22 protein-coding genes are annotated in these 26,055 nt (G+C 42.4%); 9 read left to right on the forward strand and 13 right to left on the reverse strand.

Translation table 11 applies throughout. From position 1 onward, the window contains the following. Positions 1-75 precede the first annotated feature (75 nt). Positions 76-2,208 (forward strand): methionine--tRNA ligase, encoded by a 2,133-nt coding sequence (gene metG / locus ACFQZJ_RS01925; protein ID WP_379931888.1) that lies wholly within the window; start codon positions 76-78, stop codon positions 2,206-2,208. Positions 2,209-2,275: 67 nt separating this feature from the next. Here the strand turns inward: metG and ACFQZJ_RS01930 are convergent, their stop codons facing one another. Further along, positions 2,276-4,642: a hypothetical protein gene (locus tag ACFQZJ_RS01930; protein WP_379931889.1), complete on the reverse strand. Its 2,367-nt coding sequence runs from the start codon at positions 4,640-4,642 to the stop codon at positions 2,276-2,278. A gap of 202 nt (positions 4,643-4,844) precedes the next feature. On the opposite strand from ACFQZJ_RS01930, the gene ACFQZJ_RS01935 reads away from it, so the two are divergent. Both ACFQZJ_RS01935 and ACFQZJ_RS01940 read left to right on the forward strand, forming a co-directional pair. Next, the gene (locus tag ACFQZJ_RS01935; RefSeq protein WP_379931890.1) at positions 4,845-6,974 is read left to right on the forward strand and encodes a Tex family protein; all 2,130 of its coding nucleotides are present in this window, start codon (positions 4,845-4,847) and stop codon (positions 6,972-6,974) included. A gap of 160 nt (positions 6,975-7,134) precedes the next feature. Further along, positions 7,135-7,905, forward strand: a complete 771-nt coding sequence (locus tag ACFQZJ_RS01940; RefSeq protein ID WP_379931891.1) for a hypothetical protein — start codon at positions 7,135-7,137, stop codon at positions 7,903-7,905. A 6-nt stretch (positions 7,906-7,911) separates the two neighbouring features. Here ACFQZJ_RS01940 and ACFQZJ_RS01945 read toward each other — a convergent pair whose 3' ends face one another. Continuing rightward, a complete protein-coding gene (locus tag ACFQZJ_RS01945) occupies positions 7,912-8,868 on the reverse strand; it encodes an L-threonylcarbamoyladenylate synthase (RefSeq protein WP_379931892.1) in 957 nt (318 codons plus the stop codon). A gap of 118 nt (positions 8,869-8,986) precedes the next feature. On the opposite strand from ACFQZJ_RS01945, the gene ACFQZJ_RS01950 reads away from it, so the two are divergent. The 3 genes from ACFQZJ_RS01950 to ACFQZJ_RS01960 all read left to right on the forward strand — a co-directional run bounded on the left by ACFQZJ_RS01950 (position 8,987) and on the right by ACFQZJ_RS01960 (position 12,417). Further along, the gene (locus tag ACFQZJ_RS01950) at positions 8,987-9,697 is read left to right on the forward strand and encodes a hypothetical protein (RefSeq protein WP_379931893.1); all 711 of its coding nucleotides are present in this window, start codon (positions 8,987-8,989) and stop codon (positions 9,695-9,697) included. 123 nt (positions 9,698-9,820) lie between these two features. Then, positions 9,821-11,458, forward strand: a complete 1,638-nt coding sequence (locus ACFQZJ_RS01955) for a hypothetical protein (RefSeq protein WP_379931894.1) — start codon at positions 9,821-9,823, stop codon at positions 11,456-11,458. 56 nt (positions 11,459-11,514) lie between these two features. After that, the gene (locus tag ACFQZJ_RS01960; RefSeq protein WP_379931895.1) at positions 11,515-12,417 is read left to right on the forward strand and encodes a histone deacetylase family protein; all 903 of its coding nucleotides are present in this window, start codon (positions 11,515-11,517) and stop codon (positions 12,415-12,417) included. A gap of 45 nt (positions 12,418-12,462) precedes the next feature. On the opposite strand, the gene ACFQZJ_RS01965 is transcribed toward ACFQZJ_RS01960, so the two are convergent. Next, complete coding sequence (locus ACFQZJ_RS01965) at positions 12,463-14,055, reverse strand: solute:sodium symporter family transporter (protein WP_379931896.1); 1,593 nt, start codon at positions 14,053-14,055, stop codon at positions 12,463-12,465. Positions 14,056-14,312: 257 nt separating this feature from the next. Here ACFQZJ_RS01965 and ACFQZJ_RS01970 point away from each other — a divergent pair, with 257 nt between their 5' ends. After that, entirely contained in the window at positions 14,313-14,561 is a 249-nt protein-coding gene (locus tag ACFQZJ_RS01970; RefSeq protein ID WP_379931898.1) for a hypothetical protein, read from the forward strand. Further along, the gene (locus ACFQZJ_RS01975) at positions 14,542-14,784 is read left to right on the forward strand and encodes a hypothetical protein (RefSeq protein ID WP_379931899.1); all 243 of its coding nucleotides are present in this window, start codon (positions 14,542-14,544) and stop codon (positions 14,782-14,784) included. Before ACFQZJ_RS01970 ends, ACFQZJ_RS01975 begins: the two co-directional genes overlap by 20 nt. Before the next feature lie 91 nt (positions 14,785-14,875). Here the strand turns inward: ACFQZJ_RS01975 and ACFQZJ_RS01980 are convergent, their stop codons facing one another. From ACFQZJ_RS01980 to serS, 8 genes are all read right to left on the reverse strand, one after another. After that, a complete protein-coding gene (locus ACFQZJ_RS01980; RefSeq protein ID WP_379931900.1) occupies positions 14,876-15,826 on the reverse strand; it encodes a 2-hydroxyacid dehydrogenase in 951 nt (316 codons plus the stop codon). 5 nt (positions 15,827-15,831) lie between these two features. Further along, positions 15,832-16,197 (reverse strand): cupin domain-containing protein, encoded by a 366-nt coding sequence (locus ACFQZJ_RS01985; RefSeq protein WP_379931901.1) that lies wholly within the window; start codon positions 16,195-16,197, stop codon positions 15,832-15,834. A 132-nt stretch (positions 16,198-16,329) separates the two neighbouring features. Beyond that, complete coding sequence (gene mgtE, locus ACFQZJ_RS01990; RefSeq protein WP_379931902.1) at positions 16,330-17,682, reverse strand: magnesium transporter; 1,353 nt, start codon at positions 17,680-17,682, stop codon at positions 16,330-16,332. Beyond that, positions 17,669-18,529 (reverse strand): 16S rRNA (adenine(1518)-N(6)/adenine(1519)-N(6))-dimethyltransferase RsmA, encoded by an 861-nt coding sequence (rsmA, locus tag ACFQZJ_RS01995; RefSeq protein ID WP_379931904.1) that lies wholly within the window; start codon positions 18,527-18,529, stop codon positions 17,669-17,671. Before rsmA ends, mgtE begins: the two co-directional genes overlap by 14 nt. Before the next feature lie 15 nt (positions 18,530-18,544). Then, positions 18,545-19,183 (reverse strand): DUF4286 family protein, encoded by a 639-nt coding sequence (locus ACFQZJ_RS02000; protein WP_379931905.1) that lies wholly within the window; start codon positions 19,181-19,183, stop codon positions 18,545-18,547. 284 nt (positions 19,184-19,467) lie between these two features. Then, positions 19,468-21,255 carry a tetratricopeptide repeat protein gene (locus ACFQZJ_RS02005; protein ID WP_379931906.1) on the reverse strand — a complete coding sequence of 596 codons (1,788 nt, stop codon included), beginning with the start codon at positions 21,253-21,255 and terminating at the stop codon, positions 19,468-19,470. A gap of 169 nt (positions 21,256-21,424) precedes the next feature. Further along, the gene (locus tag ACFQZJ_RS02010) at positions 21,425-21,862 is read right to left on the reverse strand and encodes a hypothetical protein (RefSeq protein WP_379931907.1); all 438 of its coding nucleotides are present in this window, start codon (positions 21,860-21,862) and stop codon (positions 21,425-21,427) included. A gap of 93 nt (positions 21,863-21,955) precedes the next feature. Next, a complete protein-coding gene (gene serS, locus ACFQZJ_RS02015; protein ID WP_379931908.1) occupies positions 21,956-23,227 on the reverse strand; it encodes a serine--tRNA ligase in 1,272 nt (423 codons plus the stop codon). A gap of 89 nt (positions 23,228-23,316) precedes the next feature. Here serS and ACFQZJ_RS02020 point away from each other — a divergent pair, with 89 nt between their 5' ends. Next, positions 23,317-23,721, forward strand: a complete 405-nt coding sequence (locus ACFQZJ_RS02020; protein ID WP_379931910.1) for a VOC family protein — start codon at positions 23,317-23,319, stop codon at positions 23,719-23,721. A gap of 36 nt (positions 23,722-23,757) precedes the next feature. On the opposite strand, the gene ACFQZJ_RS02025 is transcribed toward ACFQZJ_RS02020, so the two are convergent. Together ACFQZJ_RS02025 and ACFQZJ_RS02030 are read right to left on the reverse strand one after the other, a co-directional pair. Further along, a complete protein-coding gene (locus ACFQZJ_RS02025; RefSeq protein WP_379931912.1) occupies positions 23,758-25,056 on the reverse strand; it encodes an HTTM domain-containing protein in 1,299 nt (432 codons plus the stop codon). Between the two features lie 29 nt (positions 25,057-25,085). Continuing rightward, positions 25,086-26,012, reverse strand: a complete 927-nt coding sequence (locus tag ACFQZJ_RS02030; protein ID WP_379931914.1) for a bifunctional riboflavin kinase/FAD synthetase — start codon at positions 26,010-26,012, stop codon at positions 25,086-25,088. Between the last annotated feature and the right edge of the window lie 43 nt (positions 26,013-26,055).

Raw genomic sequence — 26,055 nt, forward strand, 5'->3', positions numbered from 1 at the left:
CGAGACATTTTTGATGCCGAATATCCTACTATTTCCAGCAACAATTTCAGTATTTTTGTGGCTTAATAGAATTAGATGGCCACATTAGAGTTACCAAAAAGATACACGATTACCGCAGCACTGCCCTATACGAACGGGCCTATTCATATTGGCCATTTGGCTGGTGTTTATGTCCCTGCAGATATTTACGCCAGATATTTAAGGGGTATTGGAAAAGACGTTGCCTTTATATGTGGCAGTGATGAGCATGGGGTAGCTATTTCCATGAAAGCGAAGAAAGAAGGGATTACGCCACAAGAGGTGGTGGATAAATACCATGCCATCATCAAACAATCGTTTTTGGATTTTGGGATTACTTTTGATAATTATTCCAGGACTTCTGCACAGATCCATCATAAAACAGCCTCCGATATTTTTGTAAAATTATACGAGCAGGGCGATTTTATAGAGGAAACCACCGCACAATTGTACGATGATGAGGCCAAGCAGTTTTTGGCCGATCGCTTTGTTACGGGCACCTGTCCCAAATGTGGCAATGAGGAAGCCTACGGAGATCAATGTGAAAATTGCGGCTCTACCTTAAACGCTACGGACCTTATCAATCCAAAATCTACAATAACCGGGTCTGTTCCTACGACCAAGGAAACCACGCACTGGTTTTTGCCCTTGGACCGTTATGAGAATTTTTTGCGAAAATGGATTTTAGAAGGCCATAAGAACGATTGGAAACCTAATGTATACGGACAATGTAAATCGTGGATCGATGGCGGACTGGAACCCAGGGCGGTAACACGTGATCTGGATTGGGGCATTCCCGTTCCTGTAAAAGGTGGGGATGGCAAGGTATTGTATGTGTGGTTCGATGCACCTATTGGTTATATATCTTCTACAAAGGAGTGGGCTTCAAGAGAAGGGAAGAACTGGGAACCCTACTGGAAATCCAAAGACACGAAACTGGTGCATTTTATAGGTAAGGATAATATTGTGTTCCACTGTATTATTTTCCCTACTATTTTAAAAGCACATGGCGATTTTATCCTGCCCGAAAACGTACCGGCAAATGAGTTTTTGAATCTGGAAGGGAACAAACTATCCACTTCTAAAAACTGGGCGGTTTGGTTGCATGAATATCTACAGGAGTTTCCGGAAATGCAAGATGTCTTGCGGTATACCCTAACGGCCAATGCGCCGGAGACCAAGGACAACGACTTTACTTGGAAGGATTTTCAAGCTCGGAACAATAACGAGTTGGTGGCCATTTTTGGGAATTTCATCAACCGGGTAGTGGTATTGACCAATAAATATTATGATGGGCTTATACCGGAACCGAACGATTTTTCAGAGATAGATTTGGAAACGTTGGCCGCATTAAAACAATTTCCAGAAACCATTTCCAGCTCTATTGAACGCTACCGTTTTAGGGAGGCAGGTCAGGAATTGATGAACCTAGCCCGTTTGGGTAATAAATATCTGGCGGACGAAGAGCCTTGGAAAGTGATAAAGCAAGACGAAGAACGCGTAAAGACCATTATGTATGTGGCCTTGCAGATCGCCACCGGGCTAGCAGTTTTAAGTGAGCCATTTTTACCGTTTACTTCCAATAAGCTTAAAAAAATACTACGTCTTGGCGAGGAGCATAGCGACGCGGCCAACCCTCAGCAGATTGCTGCGAACCTAAAAAAGGAGTCCCAAAATGGTGTTTTAAATTGGAGCGATGTTTCTACAAAAGAAACGCTACTTGGATCAGATCATAAAATAAATAAAGCCGAACTATTATTCCGTAAAGTAGAAGATCAAGAAATTGAAGCCCAACTGGCCAAACTAGAAGCTACCAAAAAAGCAAACGAACAAATGAACAAAGCCGTAGCACCACAAAAGGACACCATCACTTTTGATGATTTTAGCAAACTGGATATGCGCGTAGGTACCATTATCGAAGCGGAGAAGATGCCCAAGGCCAAAAAATTATTGGTACTAAAGGTAGATACTGGTTTGGATGTGCGCACCATCGTTTCAGGAATAGCAGAGAGTTTTACGCCTGGGGAAATTGTTGGAAAACAAGTCACGGTCCTGGTCAATTTAGCACCAAGAGCCCTGCGCGGCGTGGAAAGTGAAGGCATGATTTTAATGACCGAAGATGCCGATGGGAAATTGGTGTTTGTGAATCCGGATACGGGTGGCGTTCAAAATGGAAATACTATAAATTAAAAAATCTCCAGTCTACTGACTGGAGATTTTTGGCTAACTCAAACTAAGCTATTTACTGTTTTTACACTTATTCGGTACCCATCCTTATTTTTTGAATGCGTGTAGAAGCCCTTTGCAAATGCTTATTGTTTGTGGGTATTTTTACCTTGTTCTTTCTACGCTGCGAGCTTATTGTAGTACTATTAAATGCACTTGTTTCCCTTACAAATGTGTGATTTTGCGCTGGCATCGCAACAATATTGGCCGTAATATTTGAACGTTTTTGGGCAAGCACGCTACTTTTTCCTGTGGTGTTGTACTCAATAACATCGACTAACTCGCCACTATCGTCATAAATCTCCTCTCTGACCAACACCCCGTTTTCATAAAACAAAATGTAATTGGTTATGCCGTTGCCCCCTGTTCCTGTTATGCGCAATAAAAATCCATCTTCATCGTACTCGTAAAAATCGTTCAGGTATACTTCGCCATTGGCATCGCTATATGTCAAGCTTTCCCAGTTTCCATCAGGATAATAGGTATAGGCAATCATCCCGAATAATTCACCATCTGGCCAAAAGTTCCTTAGCGCTATCAATTCTATAGTATCATTATAAGTATATTCAGAATAGTAATCGAACTCACCTTCAAAATAGATATCCTGTCTAGTTAATAGATTTTTTTCATAGTACCAAACTGAAAAGATATCACCATTGGCATCGAGGCCTGTTTCCTTGATACGGTTGCCATTGGCATCGTAATCCAGATCATAAATGGCGTCTACCGTACCATCTTCAAAAAAGTAGGTGTAAACTTCATTGAATAAGTTAAAATCGGCATTATATTCACGTTTTATAGTGTCCTTAAGATTACCATTTACATCATAATAATAGGTTGTGGATACGGAAGATCCATCGTCACCGTATTCCTCTTCCCTAGTAACTTGACCGTTGAAAATGGAAACATAGGACACCTGCAATCCGGCCTCATAGTCTATGCTTGTTTCTGAGTTAGGTGAGGTATAGTTTTGCGACTCCAATAGCTCATTTTCATCAAAAATACTTACACTATTTTGTAGAAAAGAAGACCCATCGGTATTGGTACCTTGCTCGTTTTTGGTAATTGAAGTCAACTTTTGGGAACTGTCATATTTGAACGTCTCTTTGGCGACAGATTCAAGGAGACTATTGTTTTCTTCTCCATTAAGGATAGAAGTGAACTCAAATGAACGGGGATAATCTATTACCGTAATGTTGTTATATTCGTTGTAGGTGTATGTGAAGTCTCGTTGCGTTTCGTCCAAGTAATAATAATCCTCTCCGGTTTCCTCCCTATAGTAATCACGCCCCGATGTTTTTATAAGTCCGTTCTCGTAGGTAAAACTAAGCGAGATTGTAAACGTAACATCCGAGTCGTTTTCGGCCAAATCCCTAAAGTATGCCAAAGGTCTATTTTCTTCGTCAAACGCGGTAAATTGGTTGGTATTAAATCTTTGTCCATCCCTTAATTCCGTAAACGTTGCTAATTGGTTATCGGCATTGTAGGTAAGTTCTATATCCAACATACTAGTTTGGAAACCAAAAGAGCCACCGTTGAGACTAGCTGCATTGTACTGCGTATAGCTTCCGTTCGTAGGTTGGCCATTGGTCGCATAAGCGCTAAAGGTAAAGTCATAGAATACTTTTCCGGAAAACCTCGAAATAATGGAGGTGGAAAGAAGTTTTCCTTCTTCATCAAAAGTGTTTTTATACACTGCGGATGCCGGTGTATGGTTACGATCATAGCTCTGAAAATACGCCTTTAATGTAGGCATAAAGTGCGTGAGCGTATAATTAGGAGATGCGGTGTACTCAATATTCAAAGCACCGGCCATGTTTTCTGCCGCTTCTCCTGGATAGACTATTTTCAAGGCGGTTCCTTCGTTCTGAGCTACGTTGAGCACTATATCTGCCAAAGTGCTTTCTATAGGTACGGAAAAGTCTATTCCGGGTAGGCCAATGGCACCAACCACGCTAGCATTAATTTCTATGCCGTTGCTATGATCGGCATCCTTATCCAATGTTTGTAGGAAAGCCGCCATGTTCTGCACTTCATGGCTTTCTATCGAAGCAGATGCATCTACGGTTTGCAGTAGTGAAATAGGCGTGATCAAAGCAGCTCCTGTTGCGCTGCCCAACGTAAGTTCTCCAACTTTAAAAGTAACCGTCTCACCTTCTAGATAGGTGAATTCGCCCTTGTCGTTTGTGATTCCGTTCTGCGTGGTGGTGCTAAAACTAAGGCCCTGTACCTCGCTATCCCTAAAAACACCTGTAAGCACCGCTGGCGGTTCTACTGTTTCCTCCTTAGGTGGTTTTACTGTTTCGTTCTTAGGCTCTTTCACTGGCCCATCATCATCTTTGTTACAGGCACTAAAGGCCATCATTGCGCAAATTAATACCATCATTGGTTTTTTCATAATCATGTATTTAGTGTTTATTATTATATCCGTCTATTAGGGGACATTGTGGGTTGCTAAAACTGAATTTTTAGGGGGACCGGGTTAAAAGGACCGGAGAGGGAATGGTGGTCGACTTTCGTTCACCAAGAGTATTGTAAATACAAATCCGAAACAATACCTAGTAATGGGTATTTTTTATCTTTGTTGCTTATCACCAGCCATGAACCTTATATCTTTTATTACCAAACACACCCAACTCCCTGAAAAGAGCATCCAAAATACCGTAGCCCTACTCAATGAAGATTGTACGGTGCCTTTTATTTCCCGGTACCGAAAGGAACGTACGGGTAATTTAGATGAAGTTCAGATCGGGGCCATCGTGCAGTTTAAAGAGCAGTTTGAAGCCTTGGAAAAACGCAAAAAAGCGATCATCAAGGCGGTAGACGAACAGGATGCCTTGACACTGGAACTCAAGACTAAATTCGAATCGGCCACCGACTTGATTCAATTGGAAGACTTGTATCTACCCTTTAAGAAAAGTAAAAAGACAAAAGCAGAAGTAGCGCGTAAAAACGGACTGGAACCCTTGGCCAAGATCATCATGGCGCAGCGTTCGGAGGATATCGAATATTTGGCTGGCAAGTACGTGAACAAAGATGTACGGAACGAGGATGAAGCGCTGGAAGGTGCCCGGCATATTATTTCGGAATGGATCAACGAACGTACCGATATTAGAAACCAGCTGCGTAGTCAGTTAGAACGATTCGCCCAGATTACCACCAAAGTAATAGCCAAGCAAAAGGACGAGGAAAAAGCACAGAAATACCGCGATTATTTTGATTGGAGCGAGGCTTTGAATCGTTGTCCATCGCATCGATTTTTAGCTATTTCCCGTGCGGAATCGGAAAAATTCATCCGTATTAAAATTGAGATTGACGATGAACGTGCCTTGCAACGAATAGAACAACGCATCATTAAAAACCCGAATACCGAGTGCGCGTCCCAGATTCAAATGGCGATTGCAGATGCCTATAAAAGGCTTTTGTTCCCTTCGTTGAGCAACGAATTGGTAAAAAGTGCCAAAGAAAAGGCAGATGAGGAAGCTATTGGGGTCTTCGCCAAGAACTTAAGGCAATTGTTATTAGGGGCACCGCTAGGGGAGAAAACCATATTGGCTATTGACCCGGGCTTTCGTACAGGTTGTAAGGTGGTCTGTTTGGATGCCCAGGGCAATTTGGTACATAATGAAACCATTTATCCCCATGCACCGCAGAATGATGTTTCCGGGGCGATAAAAAAATTGAGTTCCCTGGCCAATGCCTATAGAATAGAAGCCATCGCCATTGGCAACGGCACGGCATCCAGGGAAACCGAACGCTTGGTCAAAAAGGTACAGTTTAGAGACCCGATCGAAGTCTTTGTGGTGAGCGAGGCCGGGGCATCCATTTATTCCGCCTCTAAAATTGCCAGGGATGAGTTTCCCAATTATGATGTAACGGTAAGGGGCGCGGTTTCAATTGGAAGGCGTTTGGCCGACCCTCTTGCGGAATTGGTAAAAATAGACCCAAAGTCCATTGGGGTGGGACAGTACCAACACGATGTAAATCAAACCAAATTAAAGACGGCGTTGGACCGTGTGGTAGAGAGCTGTGTAAACTCGGTGGGTGTAAACATCAATACCGCCAGTGTTCCATTATTGAGTTATGTAAGTGGAATTGGCCCAAAATTGGCGGAGAATATTGTGAACCATAGGAGTGAACATGGGGCTTTTGCATCACGGAACGAAATTAAGAAAGTCGCCCGTTTGGGGGGTAAGGCCTATGAACAGGGTGCGGGATTCCTTCGTATCAAAGACGGGGAAAATCCCTTGGACGATTCCGCAGTGCATCCCGAGCGCTACGCCGTAGTACAGCAAATGGCGAAAGATAAAAAAACCAAGGTGCTGGATCTGATCGGAAACAAAACCTTGCTACAAGAAATAGAGTTGAAAAATTATTGTACGGATGACGTGGGCCTTCCGACATTAAAAGATATTTTGGAAGAACTCGAAAAGCCGGGATTGGACCGGCGCGAAAAAGCCAAGGTATTCACCTTTGACCAAAATATACGTTCCATAGAAGACCTTAGGGAGGGGCAATTATTACCGGGAATCGTAAACAATATCACCAACTTTGGCTGTTTTGTAGATATCGGTATCAAGGAAAGCGGGCTGATCCATGTATCCAACCTGTCCAACACCTTCGTAAAAGATGTGAACGCACATGTGCATTTGCACCAACAGATTATCGTAAAGGTATTATCTGTGGATATTCCACGGAAACGTATTCAATTGGCGATGCATAAGATTTAGGGTTGTTCGCTAAAGGTTAATTTTAATTGCTTCAGCCTTTTTGTATCCTATTAGACAAGAAATTTTTTTATCGAATTGAAACGTAACATCCCACAACAGTAAGTAGGGTTTACTCCGGCATAGTTGTTTTAAAACAGAAAACTGAAAATACTTTAAACGGATGCGCCACACAAAATTAAATTTATTAACATCCCCAGGTTTTGTTATCGGTATTTCGTTGTTGTTCCTGAACGATTTTTACCTAAAGGCTGAGTTGCACAACTGGTTTACAGGAAAACTATCCGATTTTGCAGGTCTGTTTGCGTTTTCTCTTTTCTTTTTATCCTTTTCTAAGAAAGCGCAAAAACCAATAGTATTCATTATAGGTCTATTGTTTATACTATGGAAATCTCCTATAAGCGGTTCGTTTATTGGGTTATGGAATACCTACGCACCCTTCACAATTGCAAGAGTTGTTGACCATACCGATCTTTTCGCTTTGAGCGTTCTCCCGTTAGCCTGCATGTATGCCAAAAAAGCATACGTTTTATCCAGTTTAAAAATTTCTAAAGTACTAGCTTTAGGAATTGCTGTTTTTGCATTCACCGCCACTAGTCGGGTGGATGACCAAGTAAATGAATTCATACCATTGGACAAAAGCTATATACTGCCATACGGCATAGATACGGTTCGTGCGAAATTTGAGGCACTTACATCTGCCGAATACCTGGAAGATTTAACGAACGAAAACAATCAAACCTTTGGAATCATTACTTTTCAAGTTGAGTCGTGCACGGGCTTATTCGAATACTCATTCACTTTTTTGGAAAACGAAAATAATGAGACCGAGTTGTACCTTTCAGATGTTCTTTACACCTGTGAAGATGAATACTTTACTGCAGATCAGCTTATCGTTTTTTTCGAAACCAAGGTCATCGATGAAATAAATTAAACGTGGTTAATTCTGCGCCCTGCGCAAACGGTCATTAATGCTACTTCCCAGACCTTCTTCAGGGAAGCGTTCCGCAATAATCAAATCGAGATGTAGGGTGTCGAGTTCATGTAAGGTAGCAAAAAGCACTCGTGCGACTTCGTCAAGATTTTTAGACGGTGATAATACTTTAATAATTTCCGCGCCCGAAAAATCGTCGGAATAAAAGGATAGTACGCCAATACGCTTATTGTTATGGGTAATAAGACTTTGTTGAATGTCATCACTTATGATCAACGGGGTGCTTGGGGAGTAATGTTTTAACAGCATCCCGGGCGCTTGGGGTGCGGTGTCGTTTTCGGTCAGCACGGTTACCTTGCCGACCACGTTTTCTATGGATTCAATTGAAATTCCGCCTTTGCGATACACCACGGGAGTATTCCCGTCAAAACCGACAATGGTAGATTCCAACCCTACTTGGCAAGGCCCGCCATCCAAGATTGCAGGGATGCGAGTACCAAAATAATTTGCTACATGTTCCGCTGAAGTTGGACTCACACGTGTAAAGGGATTTGCGCTTGGAGCCGCCAAAGGAAAAGGTAATCCCTTTAATAATTCCAAAGTCATGGGGTGGTTCGGCATCCGAACGCCCACAGTAGGCTTACCTGCTGTTATGATATCAGGAACAGTGGCTTGTTTGGGTAAAATCAACGTTAGGGAACCGGGCCAAAAGGCTTTTGCCAATTTTAGGGCCTCCTCCGGAATGTCTTTTGCCAAGTCCTTTAATTGACCGGTGTCATGAATATGAACGATCAAAGGATTAAAATGCGGCCGACCTTTCATTTCAAAAATTTGGTTCACGGCATCCGTATCAAAAGCATTCGCTGCCAGTCCGTACACCGTTTCTGTGGGGACGGCCACCAATTGGTTGTCTTTTAACAATTGCTGGCAATGGGCTATATCTTTTGTGATGACATTATGCATGACCACAAAGGTAGTGTAGTTGGTTGGTATTTTATAGCATACATCTTCTTTGGTTTTGATTGGCCGCGCTACTTTTTATGTCAGAGTAATTACGATTATATTTGTAATAACATAAGTTATGTACAACAAAGACCATCCAACTTTTATAATTAAAGAATCTCTTCATAAGCCTATTTGGAGATATATGGATTTTTGGAAATTTTTAAATCTTCTTGAAACTAGTTCATTGTATTTTTCAAATGCTGAAAATTTAGGAGACAACTATGAAGGTCGCATCCCAAAGATTGTTTACGAACTGATGATTGCAGAGGATAAAGAAAATGGGAATACTAACAACCAAGACACAAATGATTATTTAGAATCACATTTAAGAAAAGAGACATTAATTTCTTCATGGACTTACGACGAGAAGGAATCTTTTGCGATGTGGAAAATGTATGCTAAGGACAAAATGGGAATTGCAATTAAGACAGACTTCGTTTCTCTTATTAGTTGTTTCAATAAAACTGAAAGAGATATTTACATTGGAGAAGTCAGTTATTTTGATGAAGAAAATTTTCGATACCCAACCAACAATTTGTACTATCCTTTTCTGGTAAAACTTAATTATTATAGTTCTGAGAAAGAACTACGTTGTATAACCTCTTGCAGACATGACGAAGAGCATGAAAGTAAATTAGTAGAAGTAGATTTAAATGAACTTGTTAAGAATATTTACATCTCGCCAAACTCAAAACCTGAATTCAAAAAAATGCTCTCATTGCTTAAAACCGAATACAAACTGAATTTTGAAATAAATTTTTCTGAGGTTAACGATTCATGGCTGTGATAAAATAACTTATGTTATTACAACTTCTAAATTTTAGAATTAACCTCAGGTTTGCGCATTTTTATAAAAACTACAGCATCCCATTTTATCGGAACATAGAAATAAGTAAACCTACACCACCCAATGACCAAAACCCCAAAACACGAAAAAACAAGGGATAGCTTTTCTGTTTTCACAACCACGGTAGAAGTCGAGGTAGGGCAAACACGCCCGCTTACCCTAGAGGAAATGCGCTACGTTAGAAAATCCAACTGGGTTCGGATATTGGCTTTGCTCGACTATGTTTCCTATTTGGCCATTGTATTTTCAATTCTTTTTGGCCTATGGCTCTTGATCGGGATTTTTCTGGGCACATTGATTTCGTCGCCCCTACTATCCGGTTTGGTACGCTTTGGAATTCCCTTACTGCTCTCCTTGGGCTTTATCGCCTTAACGTGGAAACGCTACCCAAAACGGACAAAAATATGGTTGTCCCTAAAGCATTTGGAGGCGGTAGAACTTTCGGGACAATTGGGAATTCAGATAGACCCTGTGGGCCATACCGAAAAAGTGTACAAACTCAACAATACCCACTTTCAAATACCCCCGCACTGGCAACCCTACATTTATCCCATATTCAAAGATGAAGAACTGCTGCCAAAATTATCCTTGTGGGCCGTAAGGCGCAAAGATGCCTCCAATACCGCCTTTAGCTATCTGTACCGAATAAGAAACATAGGCACAAAAATGAGCCGCTTTCAAGACTACCAATACCAAGCTCTTTCCTGTGGGCCGCTCAGCGTTAAGGAAGATGTAAGACAGGGATTGCCGCTTGTCAGGGGACATCATTTTTGGTTGGCCTTCGCTTTCGTAGCTGCCATTGTGGGCGTTTTTGGGTCCATTTACCTTTCCACTCAACTGGAAAACAACAATAAAGAGGTGCAAGCCCTTGAAAACACGGTGATGCACCTGGAAGCGGAATTGAATTTGGGGCAAGCCATTAATGCCGAAATGCTTGCGGAACGCGGTTTGCCCCTTTTTACGGAAGATAGCACCTATGGCCATCAGGTGTTGAGACCCACCGAACCGTTTGACTATGTTGATGTCAGTTTCGGCCACAACAACCGTCCGTTCCTACTTACGGTGGAAGAGTATAAGATCATCATGCGCGTATCTCAGGTGCAACCGGGCGTTTTGCTGGGGCACAAGCCGGCATCGGCCAAGATCTTGGAAGACTATCGCATGGCGATCATTGGGGCCATTGCCAAAAGTACGGACGTATCCGAGGCTTCGCGAGAAAAGGCCAAGGCCAGTTTGTTGGGTGTGGACAATGCCACTTTGGAACAGCAAATAAGAAGTTATGGCGATCGCTTTCAACCTGATGTGGCCTTTGCGTCCCATTTTTTACCCATTCCGTTTATCTATATGCCTGAGGATAGGATGAATGCCCTACGAAATTGTGGCGATCGCCATCTGTTTTGCCTTAGGCCGAAGAATCAAAAGCCGATGGACACCCAGGATATGGCCCTTATCAACACGAACAAGGCCCAACATAACAAAGCGCCAAGTTTTGAGATCGTACACGTTCGGAAGCTCGCCAAAATAGCGGAACGGAAAAAACAGAGGGATGCCATGTCCTATATTGCTCCAGTGGATTTCTGGACACAGGATAAAGGGGTTGTTGGGATTTTACTCTTTGTGATAGCGGTGGTTATCTTTGCATCCTTTTTCTTTGCCAACGGACAAATCAAGAAATACTACCGCCAAAAGTTGGCTATGTAATGCTGCTGAATAATTAATAAGCCACTAGAAACCAAGTACTAAAACGAAACCAAAGTATGTTTAAAATTGCCTTTCATCCTATCTACCAACATCCCTTACCGGAAGGCCATCGATTTCCGATGCTCAAGTATGAACTCTTGCCAAAACAGTTACTGTACGAGGGGACCTGTGAAATACATAATTTTTTTGAACCTGAAATCCCCAACGATAAATATATCGTGGCGGTACACGACCCTGAGTATTTTTATGATTTATTGAATATTAAGATTCCGCCAAAAGAAGCTCGGAAAATCGGTTTTCCGCTGACCGAAGATTTGGTAGAACGAGAGCGCATCATCGCCGATGGCACTATGAAGGGCTGTGAGTTTGCTTTGCAACATGGCGTAGCGATGAACATAGCAGGAGGCACGCACCACGCGTATACGGATAGGGGCGAGGCCTTTTGTATGTTGAACGACCAAGCCATTGGCGCACGCTACCTACAGGTTCAAAAACTAGCCAAAAAAATACTCATCGTAGATTTGGATGTACATCAAGGAAACGGCACCGCGGAGATTTTTAGGGATGATGCATCGGTCTTTACCTTTTCCATGCATGGTGCGTCCAATTATCCGTTCAAGAAAGAACGGTCCGATTTGGATATTCCCCTGAAAAAAGGCACATCGGATAAAGAATATCTGTCCATCTTAAAAAATACACTCCCAAAACTGATCCAGGAAGAACAACCTGATTTCATTTTTTACCTCTGCGGCGTAGACGTCATCGCGACCGACAAGTTAGGCACCTTGGGATTAACGGTCGAAGGTTGTAAAGAGCGTGATCGCTTTGTGTTGGAAACCTGCCAGAAGCTTGGAATCCCTGTGCAATGTAGTATGGGCGGAGGCTACTCCCCGGATATCAAAACCATTGTAGATGCCCACGCCAATACGTTTCGGTTGGCACAGGAAATCTTTTTTTGAGTCCTACTTTTTTTTTGCATCGATCTTAAAAATACATCAAGCTCGTTACCTAAAAATAATATAGGTGCTAATAACCACCAAGGTGATGACAAGGCCCACGGGTTTTACATATTTCCAAGCGGTAATGTCCACCTCCTTGGTATAATCCTGCACATAGTCTGTTTCCCTTGGATTTAATTTTCCTATAACCAACATCAAAATAATGGTAGATACAAAGGTAATCGCCTGCACATCCAGCATGTGCGGTAGCCATTCTACACCAATACCTCTCGATAGAACGATGTAGGCGACATAGACTATAAAAGCGAAGGCAATTCCCGTTTTCGCCGCAATGGCGGGTACCCGTTTGGTCAAAAACCCTACGACAATAGCTGCTAGGATAGGCACGCTATACGCCCCGTTTACCTGTTGTAAATAACCGAACAATCCGCTGGATGCATAGTATAAAAACGGTGCAAGTACCATGGCGAAAAGGGCCAGGCCGATCCCGAACTGTTTCCCTTTTTGTACCACCAAACTCTCCGGGGCCTCCTTATTGATGTATTGTTTGTAAATATCCACACCGAACAAGGTGACACAACTATTCAAGGCGCTATTAAAGGAACTTAAGATGGCCCCGAAAAGTACCGCTGCAAAGAAACCTACAAAAGCCGGGGGCAGAACCTCGGCCACTAATTTGGGGTATGCCTGGTCCGGCCGTTCCAACTGTCCGTCGAACATGTGATAGGCTATGATACCTGGCAACACAACAATAATGGGTCCCAATATTTTAAAAAATGCGGCCAACATAAGTCCTTTTTGGCCTTCTACGAGATTTTTTGCCCCAAGCGCACGTTGAATAATTTGTTGGTTGGTACCCCAGTAAAAGAGCTGTACCAGCACCATACCCGTGAAAATGGTGTGGAAGGGAATACTGGAAGATTCGGAACCGATGGCATTGAATTTCTCGGGATGCTCCGCGGTTAATTTTGTGATTCCTCCTAAAATACTACCGTCGTCGCTTATCGCCAAGAGTCCGAAAACAGGAATTAGGAGTCCGCCCAACAATAAACCGATCGCATTGATGCTATCGGATACCGCAACCGCTTTTAGTCCGCCAAAAATTGCATAAATACCACCAATGATACCAATGGTCCAAACACAGAGCCAAATAGATGCCCACTCGGAAATACCCAGCTTACCGGGTAGATCGAACATGCCACTGATGGCCAAGGAACCTGAGTAGAGCACAATGGGTAATAAAACGATTGCATAACCACTTAAAAATAGTCCCGAGGTCATTGCTTTTGTCGTGGTGTCAAATCTACGTTCCAAATAAGTAGGTATGGTGCTTATGCCCCCTTTTAAATACCGGGGCAGTAAAAATATGGCGCAGATAACCATGGCGATAGCCGCTAAGGTTTCCCAGGCCATGACCAAAATTCCGTCCCTGTAGGCGTCTCCATTAAGTCCAACGATTTGTTCTGTAGATAGGTTGGTTAATAATAGGGAGCCGGCAATAACACCCGCGGTAAGACTACGCCCGCCCAAAAAGTATCCGTCGGATGATTTTTCGTTCGTTGATTTTGTGGAATACCAAGCTATAATGGCAACCAAGGTGGTAAATCCTACAAAAGATAAAATCGCTAAAAAATCCATAAAATAGAGGTTGTTTGGTTTGTTGATCAGATTTCAAGTTATTCCGGAGGCGGTTTAAGCTCAAAGAATAGACGTCATAACGTAATTAATAGGGTCTAATATAAGACATCCATAAGAAGCACACCAACTTTCATGGGATTAATAGCGGAGCTGAAAATAGGTTTAAATTATGCTATGTCTTCCGTACTATTTGAAATTAACGCAAAAACTAAGAAATAAAACGTTCCCTATTTGTAGAGCGATCACCAATTGAAATTATGATACAAAAAATAGTCCTTCTGCTTTTCTTATCTGTATTTACAGATATCCTGGAGCAAACGGCATCTATAAATCAATCGCCGAACCTAATAGAGGGTTTGGACGTGCCGGCCTATTTTGTGGAAGTGATTTCCGAAATGACTTTTGATGATGTTCTGAAAACCAGGATTTTTGCACCCTTGGGGATGGAAGCCCCTTGGTTCTGCCTCTTAAGAAAACCAGGACCGCTTGGTTGCTGGACAGCGTAAGGAAGGAAACAAATGGGTAAAGTATCGGGTTACGTTTTACGACCCCGATTACCCCTTAAAAGGCGCTAAAACCTTTTTTTTCGGTTGCGCCGGATTCTCCAGTACCGCTAACGACTACACCACTTTTTTAAAGATGTGCCTTAGCAAAGGCGAACTGAAAGGCGTACGATTACTGAGCCGGACTACGGTCAACAGTATCATGAGCAACCAGTTTGAAGTTTAAGCAAATGGTATTTACTGCTGTGGATGATTGAGGCCAAGTGGCTATTTGGTGCTTTCTGTTGCAGAACGTTCCCTCAAGAAATCTTTGAGATTCAACAAAACTCCTTTTTGATTTTATCTACCACGGTCTGCGCCAGTTTTTTCTTGCTCTCCACTGTCCACCCTGCTACGTGTGGGGATAACAGTACATTGTCCAATTTTAGGAGTTCTTGAAAAGCGCTGGGCATTTGGGTATTGCCCGTTGCTGTTTTGAACATATCTTCAAAAGAGGTTTTTTCATATTCCAGCACATCTAGGCCCGCGCCAAGAATTTTACCGGAGTGCAATGCGGCCACAAGGTCTTCCGTTCGGATACATTTGCCCCGTGCCGTGTTCAAGATCCAAAAAGGACGATGGAATTTGTCTATGAATTCCGTATTGATCATACCTATGGTGGCCTCGGTTTGTGGTACGTGCAAACTCAGTATTTCCGTTCGTTGGTGCAGTTCCATAATCCCTACCTGTCGCGCGTTTTCGTCCTCTACACCACCTTGGATGTCATAACAGATGACCTCTACATCAAAACCCCGTAGTTTTTTGGCAAAGGCCTTGCCCATATTCCCATACCCGATGATGCCTACGGTCTTTCCGTCCAGTTCTAGACCTCTGTTGCCTTCACGGTCCCAGGTACCATTACGTACCTCTCGATCCGCTTTGTTGAGTTTGTTGAAAAGGGATAGCAGCATTCCCAAGGTGTGCTCCCCAACGGCGTTTCTGTTGCCTTCAGGTGCGGCGGCCAAGAATATTCCCTGTTCCTTGGCAAAACGGGTATCTATATTTTCAAGACCGGCACCCAAGCGGCCAATAAACTTTAACCGGGTCGCTTTTCTAAGAAAGGACTCGTCTATCGTAAACCTACTGCGGATGATGAGTCCGTCATAACGGTGTATTTTTTCTTCTATTTCAGCTTTGGTGGCCGTGTAGTCCTCATCATTGGTAAACCCCAGTGCTTTAAATTGTTCAATAATCAAGGGGTGGTTTATATCTACATGTAATACCTTCATCTGGCTTAGATTTTAGGGTAGTTGGTTTGGGTGAGTTCATGCTTTACCGCTCCGGTATGTGCGGTGTCCAGTTTTTCAAAAAGTAATAAATGTACTTCTTCATTATTTAGTGTAGCAGGGCAATGTTCCACGCCTTTGGGCACGACTATGATTTCGCCTTCCTTGACCACTTCTGTACGGTCCCTGAACTTCATGTACAAGGTACCTTTCAAGACCTGAAAAAGCTCGTCCTCGTTTTCGTGCGCATGCCAAACGAATTCTCCCTGTACCTTAGCCAATAACACCTGCATGTTGTCTACCGTGGCGATTTGATGTGGGTGCCATTGCTTTGAGAACTGGGAATGTTTTTGTTTAAGGTTGATGGGTTTCATACTCTTTTTTTATGTTAGACCGCTTTTGGTGTATTTTAGTTGCTAGGTACGGTATTTTTTTGCATTAGGGATAGGAGCAAACTACCGTGTAGTGCGTATAGCCCGGCCGCACCTTTTTTGGTGCGGAATGCCCTAAATCCCCAAAACCATCTTGGCGATCATAAAGTAAATAAGTATTCCAAAAATATCATTGCTGGTGGTGATAAAAGGTCCTGTGGCAATTGCCGGATCTATGCCTCTCTTGTGCAAGAAGAGTGGCGTAAAGGTGCCTATGAAGCCCGCAACTACGATAACGGCAATTAGAGAAAGGGATATGGCCAAGGCCGTGAGAAAATCTCCTTTCCAGACCCATGTAAACAGCAACAGTAATGCAGCTAAAATTACACCGTTGAGAAGTGCCAAGAGCATTTCTTTTACGAGCCTGCTCCCAATACTTCCTTTAATATCATCATTTGCCAAACCTTGTACGATGATCGCACTGGACTGCACGCCTACATTACCGGCCATTGCCGCAATTAAAGGCGTAAACAAAAAGAGGATGGTGTATTGCCTGAACATTTCCTCAAAACCTCCCATGATAACTGCCGCACCTGCACCGCCAAAGAGCCCTAAAATAAGCCAAGGTAGGCGTGCACGTGTCAATTCCCATATACTATCGTCCGCTTCTACATCTTGCGAGATACCTGCGGCCATTTGGTAGTCTTTATCTGCTTCTTCACGAATTACATCTACAATATCATCAATGGTAATTCGCCCTACCAATCTGCCAATTTCATCAACTACCGGAATGGCTTCCAGGTCGTATTTACTCATGATCTTGGCAACCTCCTCCGGTTTCTCGTTAACGTTTACGGAGTCTACCTTAGGGATGTATACATCTTTTATTTTGGAGGTGTTCTTAGCGGTTAGCAAATCCTTTAGGGATAGGCGGCCCATAAGTATATCATCGTCGTTTACTACATAGATAGAATGTACGCGGGTAACGTTTTCTGCTTGTTCGCGCATTTCTTTTACACAGGCCAGGACGTTCCAACTGTCATGGACTTTTACAAGTTCCTTTGCCATGAGTCCGCCTGCGGAATTTTCATCATAACGTAAGAGGTCTACAATATCCTTGGCATGTTCCCGGTCCTCTATTTCGGAAATGACCTGCTGTACAATTTCTTGGGGAAGTTCTCCAATAATATCGGCGGCATCGTCCGTATCCAGTTCCTCTAGTTCCCCTGCAATCTCTTTGGAAGACATATTCCCCAAAATGGCTTCCCGCACATCTTCGTTAAGTTCGGTAAGAACATCGGAGGTTTTATCGCTATCCAGTAATTTTATAAGATAGGTGGCTTCGTTTTCGTTAAGTTCATTGATGATTTCTGCAACATCTGCATAATGCACATCTTCCAGCAGAGAATTGAGCTTTGTATCTTCTTGAGATATAATGAGCTGCTCAATTTCGTTTACAAGTTCATCGGTGAGTTTAAAGGGTGTCATCTGCTATCTTCTTGGTAAGTGCTATAAAATCGGCAACGGCAAGTTGTTCTGGGCGTTGGTCAAAGATAGTATCTTCTTTAAGAATATCTGAAAGATCAAGGCTCTTTAAACTGTTTCTAAGTGTTTTCCTACGTTGGTTAAAAGCCGTTTTCACCACGGTATAGAACAGTTTTTCGTCGCAGTGCAGTTCAAAATCCGTTTTTCTGGTAAGCCGTAGGACTCCGGATTGTACTTTGGGCGGTGGATCAAATACCTGTGGATGCACTGTAAACAAATATTCCGCCTCATAAAAAGCCTGCGCCAAGACCGATAGAATACCATAAGTTTTACTACCGTGGAGAGCGCAAATTCGCTGTGCCACTTCTTTTTGGAACATACCGGAAAATTCAGGGATGTGCTGGCGCATTTCCAACATTTTAAAAACGATCTGGGTAGAAATGTTATAGGGAAAATTACCTGTGATGGCAAATTGTTCATTGCTAAAAAGGCTATGCAGATCATATTTTAAAAAATCGGCTTCTATGACCCTAAAGGATCCCTTTCCTTGCATGACTTTTGGATGCTCTAACGGAAAGCTATGGTTAAGGTAGATTATGGAGTCCGCATCGAGATCCATCGCTACAAGGTCTATCTCCTGTAATAAAAGGTACTTGGTAAGCACGCCGGTTCCTGGACCTATTTCTATGACATTGGTACTCTGTTCCAGGCTTAAGGTTTCGGCAATCTGTTTTGCGATACCCTCGTCCTTTAGAAAATGCTGGCCCAAGTGTTTTTTTGCTTTTACCGGCCCTTTGTCTTCGTGTTTTTTACGGAAAGGTTCGCCCTTCTTTTTTTTCTTTTTACCCATGATGTTGGTTGCTTCCTAACTGTTCTTGGCTTGGTACGCCCATGCTTTCCTACCGGAGACCAATGTGATTTGTATACGCTCGTAAGCGGCTCCTTCGTAGGCATCTACTTGTTTCAGTTCTTCCGGACTTACGGTATATACTTGACCTGTTATTTGGTCTTTCTCATTTTTTGTGTGCTCTAGGGTGGGGTAGCGATCGGCTACTTTTTTTGATGCTATTTTATACTTGGGCAAGGTATCGCAGCTTCCGTGCAATAATCTTGAAAAAACACCGAGCTGTACCGCTTCTTCCTGTAAGGTACCGTAGGTAAATAGCAAATGTGTGGCACTGGGGCGCAGGACATGCTGTTCGTTCACTACCTCTAATTCCGTCCTAAAAGCTACGAACCGGCCAGCGAACAAGGTGTTGGTTTCTTTGCGTAATCTCGGAGCATCCTCGTCGTAATATTTTTGGAGCATTTCCTTGTTCGCTGCCGTGAACTGGACGGAATAGGTGATACCGCCCATATCCTCTTCCACAAGTACCTTGGTCATTTTTGCGCTAAGGAACTTACCGGTATCCAATACATCTGGAATATGTTTTTCCTTCATCCAATGCAGCCATTCTTTTTCCGCACTTTCTTCTATGTTCGTGGTTACGTTGTATATGAGCATGTTTAGAAATTAGTTGTTTTCCTAAAAGTGGAAATCTTTTATGGGTTCGGTGTTATTTAAGGTTTCGTCTGTTTCAGGTTCGTCAATGATACCCTTTTGGTGACCGTGCTATCTGTTGTATAGGTGTTCCAAAGTAACAGATCGCTTCGTGGTACCTCTTCGCGAAGACGTTCAGTGAACTTCATGCTATAAACTTTTTGCCAATTACTATTCACTCATCCTACTGCTACTGCAAACTGCAGCTGCATATTTTTTACTACCGACTAACGCCTACCGACAATCCACTAATTAACAACATCCCCGCGTAACATTCTAAAATTCTTGCGGGCCTGTGGAAAATAGTAACTGTCCTGGTAATTGTAAATGATTTTTTCGTACTGTGCTTTTGCCCTATCCGGCTGGTCCAGGATTTTCCTGTAGAGTTCGCCCAAGGCAAAATAGGCATCGTCTGCTAAAATACCGCTCCCATAAAATTCTATGATTTTTATGTAGTTCAATTCTGCTGCTTCATATTTTTTTTGGGACTCGAACAGTTGTGCCTGTTTTAGCAGGGCTTCATCCTCTATTTTTTCCCCTTTGTGGTTTTGAAGTATGTCTTCTAAGGCTTCTACAGCTTCCTGCGTTTTGTTCTGGTAGGCTAAAAAATCTGCTCTTGCATATTTTTTAAGCGCTGTTTGGGTGGAGTCTTCCAGCGAGTTGTCCGAAATTAAGAGGCTTAACTGCATGGCATCGTTGGCGATAAGTTGCGATGTGGAACCTCTTAAGACTTTCAGCTGTGTTAAGGCCCATTCAAAATCGCCCTTGTAAAAACTGGTTTCGGCCACTTTATATCTTGCATTCTGGCCCAGGATATCATTTTTTAATTTTTGCTGTACTTGGGAAAAGTAAATCAATGCCTCGTTAAATCTTCTGTTGTACACCAAAATATCCCCCAATGCTAATTTTATGTAGGCCATACCTCTTTGGTTCAACGGCAGTTCCAAAGAATTTTTTAATAGGTTAATGGCGGGCTCGGGATCATCTTTGCGAAACGTGAGAAAATTAGCGTAGGCCACTTGCAATTGCAAGGTTTGGGTCTTGTATCCATTGGTTTCGATCAATACCTCGTATTTTTTTTGGATGGTTTCCAGTTCATTTTTATTCGCGTCCAGTAAATCAATATCGATAAGGTTTAGCTCCGCGTCCAACACAGTAACCATATTGTTGGATTCCTTAACGATATATTCGAAAATGTCGCGAGCAATATCGGTCTCGTTTTCTTCCAATGCAAGTTTGCCCAAGTTTTCCAAGCGCAGGGTATTGCCGTCCTCCATACGTTTGTAGATGGCCTTCTCCTGCCTAAATGCACTGCTGTATTGTTGCTGCTGTACAAAAAGCCAGCTCAACAGTTCGTTCCATATTACATCTGGATTTTTCTGTACGTTTTCCAGCAAGATAGTTTTTAGCGTTACGTTATTATAACTTTCCGGGTCGGCCGTTACAAAAGCGTCAATACTTCTAAGGATATTTGATTTGGAAGTTCTGCCGTTCTGCATGAGGTTGAGGTAGGAACGGTACATTTTATCTACATTGCCCTGCTCCCCATAAATGCGTGCCAGTTGAAAGCTGTAGTCTGCTTTAGGGTTGAGTTCCATTGCTTTTTGATAGGCAGAAATCGCATTGTCCAACAAGCTATATTTTTGAAATTGGTAGCCCAGGGCGTACCCATAATTAGGGTTTTCGGTTATTATATCCAATGCTTTGTCAAAGTAGGTGTTTGCCTGTATCGTAGAATCTTGGAGCGTAAAATTATAACCTAGTTCCACAAGTAATGTTGGATGCGCGTTTTTGTCCTCTAAGCGTTCCTTTAAAAAATGTTTGGCGTCTTCGTAACGTTCCAACTGCTGGTAGCAAGCCACGAGACCTTGAAGATAATCCGTTCTTCTGGGATTTTTTTTCGTTAGTTTTTCATAAAAAACAACGGCTTTTTCAAAATCCCCATCGTCAAAGTATTGCTTGGCCAAGAAATCTTCTTGGGCAGCTATGGTGTTGCACACTGCAAAAAATACAATTAGAAAAAGATAAAAACGCATACCCAAAGATAAGGAGAATGGGATAAGAAGGTGTTAAAGAAATGGGAAGTTTACCATAGAAAATTAGTTGAAATAGGAGGGTTACGCCCATTTATTTTGATTGTCGTAAAACAAGGTAAAAATATGCTCTTGTTTTTTTCAATTAAAAATCGATTGTGCCATAAATCAACTAAAACGAACGCACATAAGTGCAATAGGCATTCCAAACCGGTGAATAATTATCTTCTAGATACCATTCCAGTCGTATCTTGGTAATGGTCTGGTTATTGAATTTCTCCCCATAAAGCGACATACTTTGGTCGTTTTCGTGGGCAAGCCAGGATATAAAGTAGGTTTGTGAATCAAAACTTGCAACAGTACTATCGGGGCCATAGCCATCGTTTACCGTTGCTAGTGTAAACAATCCATTTTCATAAAACAGACCCAAGCCGCAATAATCGCGATGGGAGTGGTAAAGGCCATGATGTGCGTCTTTGGATTTTATCAGTTTTTGGCTAACACTTGTGGCCAGGGCGTTCCCATAAGGAACCGCGTTTAAGTTGTGGTATAAGGCAAGTTCTTTTTTTGTTAGTTTTTTTGTTTCGATCTTTGGTGCGAATAGCTTCATGGGTTCTAGGATGAAAAAACTAAGCCTAAGGGATGATACATTTCATACCCCTTAGGCATACTATTTCTTGATTGGAAAATATGTATTAAATTCTTAATCTATCACGTCAAATCCGCAATACGGAACTAAAACTTCCGGAATTTGAATGCCATCGGCAGTTTGGTAGTTCTCTAGGATACCTGCCAGAACACGGGGCAGTGCCAAGGAACTTCCGTTTAGGGTATGTGCGAGTTGGCTTTTTCCGTTTTCATCCTTGTAACGCAATTTTAGACGGTTGGCCTGGTAGGTTTCAAAATTGGAGACCGAGCTGATCTCCAGCCAACGGTCCTGAGCGGCAGAAAACACTTCAAAATCATAGGTTAGTGCTGCGGTAAAGCCCAGATCGCCCCCGCAAAGTCGCAGTATTCTGTAAGGTAGTTTTAGTTCGCGTAAAATGTCCTTTACATGCGCTACCATCCCGTCCAAGGCTTCGTAAGATTTACTTGGATGTTCTACCCGTACAATTTCTACTTTGTCGAATTGATGCAAGCGGTTTAGACCTCGAACATGGGCGCCATAACTTCCCGCCTCTCTTCTAAAACATGGTGTATATCCGGTATAGGTTACCGGAAAATCACTTTCGTTTAAGATAAGGTCCCTGAAAATATTGGTCACGGGCACTTCCGCGGTTGGTATCAGATAGAGGTCGTCTGCGGTAACATGGTACATTTGCCCCTCTTTGTCAGGGAGCTGTCCGGTTCCATAACCGGAAAGTTCATTTACTAAGTGAGGTACTTGTATTTCGGTGTAACCGGCGGCAGTGTTCTTGTCTAGGAAGTAGGAAATTAGTGCGCGCTGAAGTCGTGCTCCCTTGCCTTTATAAACAGGAAATCCCGCTCCTGCAATTTTAACGCCGAGCTCAAAATCTATAATGTCATATTTTTTGGCCAGTTCCCAGTGGGGTAGGGCATCCGTTAGTAGTTTTGGTATATCGCCCTCCGTGAAAATTTCCTCGTTATCCGCTTCTGAATTCCCTGCCGGAACAGAACTATGTGGTACGTTCGGAATTTGGTAGAGTAATGCTTGCAAAGCATCTGTAGCGGTGCCAAGTTCTTCGGTCAATTGCTTGGATTCTTCCTTTAAGGCCGCTGTTTTTTCTTTAAGAACATTAGCTTCTTTCCCTTTACCGGACTTGTACAGGATACCTATTTCTTTGGAAAGCGAATTGGACTCCGCTAAAACGGAATCTAAACGTGTTTGCGTAGTGCGTCTTTTTTCATCTAATTTCAATACATCTTCAAGTAGCGCACTGCCGTCAATATTCCTTTTTTTGAGCGCCGTGATCATTTCTTCCTTTTGCTCTCGAATAGCCTGTAACTGTAACATGGTTTTGCTGTTTAAGTGTGCAAATTTAAACTAATCTTGCGATTTAAAATAGATACCTTCGCTCTGTATAACGATCAAACAGGTAGCTTATGGTTTTTGAACATTTTGCAGTAAACGTAACAGATGTTAAAAAAGTAGTGGAATGGTATACGGACAATCTTGGACTTACCATCGCATCCCAACAAAAAGAGCCTCCGTATATGAGCTTTTTGGCAGATTCCACCGGAAGAGTGGTAATAGAGTTCTATCATAGGCCGGATGCCGTGATTACAGATTTCAGGACAGCTCATCCGCTTACATTTCATGTGGCTTTTGTTTCCGAGAATGCACAAAAAGATAGGGAGCGCTTGGAAATAGAGGGTGCTGTTTTCGTGGAAGAACTAAAAAAGGAGGATGGAACCCATATAGTTATGTTGCGAGATCCTTTTGGAATGCCCTTACAGCTTTGTCAACGAACGGTACGGTTTTCGGTAAAAGGTGTTGGCAATGGATAAACCTGTTTCGTTTCTAAAGTTTTAGAGGCCTACCCGTTATTTGTCTTCCAATTGTGATGGTAAAATCCACTCATGATGGGTAAATCGTAACCATGGCGTATTGGCCAAATCTGTCCTTGAGTCAATAAAAGGTGCATAAGGCCTATCGTTTATGCTAACTTGAGAATTTTCTAGATATACCGATATGTCTTCTCCATTTTTAGAATATTCTTTTTCTAGATATCCTGCAAATTGCCATGCAAAGTCCGGATAGGCAAAAACTTTACGTTGTTGGCTACTGTTTAAGAATTCTGCGGGCTTTATGATCGTTTCTTTTCCGGTGTCATTGTTAACCAACTTAAACTGTCCTTTTCCGGCCCTGCTCCTTAGCATCATTCGCCAGCTAAGTCTATGCCCTTCTTCTGTCCATAATACATTATCTGCAATTAAATGGTGCCGTACCGGGAGTAGTAGTTGTATGCTAAAATATATGGACATTACCGCCAATAGCGTGTTGTTGTACTTTGGAATTACAAGTTCATTTGCGGTATAGGCCTTTTTTTTTCTGAAAAATAGCTTCCGTATCGTTTTTGGCTCAAAGAAAAAGACATTGAACGCCAACGATAGAAAAGGGAAAATACCGATCTGAAACACAATGGCGTTGAACAAATGAAAAAAGATGGATAAAAAGAAAGCCGTCTTGCGCGTACGCCTCCAGAGTAGTGCAGGAATAATCAATAGGTCAAATAGAATACCCGTGGTGCCTATAATTTTGTGCGCCCAGTCTTGTTGCAACGGTTCGCCTATGAAAGGATAATCCGCCACGGGTTGCATTAAAATTCGAATCATACTAAAATCCAGCCAATCTCCGTATAGTTTTGCAATCGATGCGTATACATAAACGATAAACAATTGTAAAACGATAAACCACTTCACATAGGAGTACATAGCGTCGGTTTGTTTTTCCTGATGTTTTTTGGTATCAAGGGAATAGTTTTTGTTCGCCGGAACAAAACACATAAATAGTGAAATTAGCACCAATAAATAATAATGATTGTTATAGGCCGTCTTTTGCATAAGATAAACCGCAGCCCAGAGTATGGTGAACAAAATGATGCTGAATCTGTATTTGTAGCCTAAAGCTATGAAGAGACCCAATAGCCCCATGACAGCAAAGTAGATGTACATTCCAACACCAGGTAAGGGTTGCAGCCAATCAAAATCAATAAAAGGAAACGTGAAACGGGGAGCTATCAGATTTCTGTGCACCCAACCTGTTGCGATGGCACCAAAACTTTCACAGGCGACCAAGAATCCGAAAAATATCCGAAAGATGATCAACGGGCTGTTGTCCATCTTCCGAAATAACCACCTGTTCCACATAATTATTGGGATATCAATCGAAGAGATCTTTCTTTATCTTTCGCTAATTGTTCTTTTAGGGCCTCCAAGGAACCGAATTTTTTTTCGTCCCGTAGCCTTTGTAACAAATCTATTTGAATCGTTTGGTCGTACAGGTCGCCATTAAAATCAAAAAAATGGATTTCTATGGTCTTGAATTTTCCATTCACTGTAGGGTTGTAGCCAATGTTCATCATACCGTAGACGTCCTTTCCATTTATGTTGCTTTTTACAGCGTACGCTCCTGTTTTGGGAATGAGTTTGTAGGGCTCGTCAATGGTAAGGTTCGCCGTTGGAAAGTTAAGTTGTCTACCCAAACCTTTCCCTTTTTTAACCGTGCCCGTGAGCATATATTCATAGCCTAAATAAGCGTTGGCAGTGTCCACGTCTCCTTCTTCCAATGCCTTTCTTATTTTAGTGGAGCTAACCGAAACCTCTTCTATTTCCTGTGCCTGTATTTCCTCTACGGAAAAATCCAGGGCATTGCCAAAAGCAATGAGGTCTGTTATGTTTGCGGTGCGATTACGTCCAAAACGGTGGTCATACCCTATGATTATTTTTTTGGATTTTAGGTTGTTCACTAAAAGGTCCCTTACGAATTCGGTAGCCGTTAGTCTGGAAAATTCACGCGTAAAGGGGTGAATGACCAAAACATCCAGTCCCATTTTGGCAAGAATGGCCTCCTTTTCCGCTATGGTGTTCAATAATTTAATGTCCGTATCTTTTTGAAGCACCATTCTAGGATGTGGAAAAAAGGTAAGTACCGCCGATTTTAGATGCGCTACTTTGGCATGGTTTATGACTTTTTCAAGTATTTTTCTGTGACCTATATGTACGCCATCAAAAGTGCCTATGGTAATGGCAACAGGTTCTAGTGCTTTGTATTCGGAAATGCTATGGAATGTGTTCACTTATGATGGAAAATAAAAGAACTATATTTGAAACTGAGATAAA

This window comes from Maribacter chungangensis, assembly GCF_042676845.1.
In the GTDB taxonomy this organism is placed as follows: Bacteria; Bacteroidota; Bacteroidia; order Flavobacteriales; family Flavobacteriaceae; genus Maribacter; species Maribacter chungangensis.

Excerpts from the sequence above, each read along its gene's own strand:
- ACFQZJ_RS01960 (WP_379931895.1), top strand. The coding sequence starts at position 11,515 with ATGTTTAAAATTGCCTTTCATCCTATCTACCAACATCCCTTACCGGAA.
- ACFQZJ_RS01935 (WP_379931890.1), top strand. The coding sequence starts at position 4,845 with ATGAACCTTATATCTTTTATTACCAAACACACCCAACTCCCTGAAAAG.
- ACFQZJ_RS01965 (WP_379931896.1), bottom strand. The coding sequence starts at position 14,055 with ATGGATTTTTTAGCGATTTTATCTTTTGTAGGATTTACCACCTTGGTT.
- metG (WP_379931888.1), top strand. The coding sequence starts at position 76 with ATGGCCACATTAGAGTTACCAAAAAGATACACGATTACCGCAGCACTG.
- ACFQZJ_RS02020 (WP_379931910.1), top strand. The coding sequence starts at position 23,317 with ATGGTTTTTGAACATTTTGCAGTAAACGTAACAGATGTTAAAAAAGTA.
- ACFQZJ_RS01985 (WP_379931901.1), bottom strand. The coding sequence starts at position 16,197 with ATGAAACCCATCAACCTTAAACAAAAACATTCCCAGTTCTCAAAGCAA.
- ACFQZJ_RS01940 (WP_379931891.1), top strand. The coding sequence starts at position 7,135 with ATGCGCCACACAAAATTAAATTTATTAACATCCCCAGGTTTTGTTATC.
- serS (WP_379931908.1), bottom strand. The coding sequence starts at position 23,227 with ATGTTACAGTTACAGGCTATTCGAGAGCAAAAGGAAGAAATGATCACG.
- ACFQZJ_RS01970 (WP_379931898.1), top strand. The coding sequence starts at position 14,313 with ATGATACAAAAAATAGTCCTTCTGCTTTTCTTATCTGTATTTACAGAT.
- ACFQZJ_RS01980 (WP_379931900.1), bottom strand. The coding sequence starts at position 15,826 with ATGAAGGTATTACATGTAGATATAAACCACCCCTTGATTATTGAACAA.
- mgtE (WP_379931902.1), bottom strand. The coding sequence starts at position 17,682 with ATGACACCCTTTAAACTCACCGATGAACTTGTAAACGAAATTGAGCAG.
- ACFQZJ_RS02025 (WP_379931912.1), bottom strand. The coding sequence starts at position 25,056 with ATGGACAACAGCCCGTTGATCATCTTTCGGATATTTTTCGGATTCTTG.
- ACFQZJ_RS01955 (WP_379931894.1), top strand. The coding sequence starts at position 9,821 with ATGACCAAAACCCCAAAACACGAAAAAACAAGGGATAGCTTTTCTGTT.
- rsmA (WP_379931904.1), bottom strand. The coding sequence starts at position 18,529 with ATGGGTAAAAAGAAAAAAAAGAAGGGCGAACCTTTCCGTAAAAAACAC.
- ACFQZJ_RS02010 (WP_379931907.1), bottom strand. The coding sequence starts at position 21,862 with ATGAAGCTATTCGCACCAAAGATCGAAACAAAAAAACTAACAAAAAAA.
- ACFQZJ_RS01945 (WP_379931892.1), bottom strand. The coding sequence starts at position 8,868 with ATGCATAATGTCATCACAAAAGATATAGCCCATTGCCAGCAATTGTTA.
- ACFQZJ_RS01930 (WP_379931889.1), bottom strand. The coding sequence starts at position 4,642 with ATGAAAAAACCAATGATGGTATTAATTTGCGCAATGATGGCCTTTAGT.
- ACFQZJ_RS02000 (WP_379931905.1), bottom strand. The coding sequence starts at position 19,183 with ATGCTCATATACAACGTAACCACGAACATAGAAGAAAGTGCGGAAAAA.
- ACFQZJ_RS01950 (WP_379931893.1), top strand. The coding sequence starts at position 8,987 with ATGTACAACAAAGACCATCCAACTTTTATAATTAAAGAATCTCTTCAT.
- ACFQZJ_RS02005 (WP_379931906.1), bottom strand. The coding sequence starts at position 21,255 with ATGCGTTTTTATCTTTTTCTAATTGTATTTTTTGCAGTGTGCAACACC.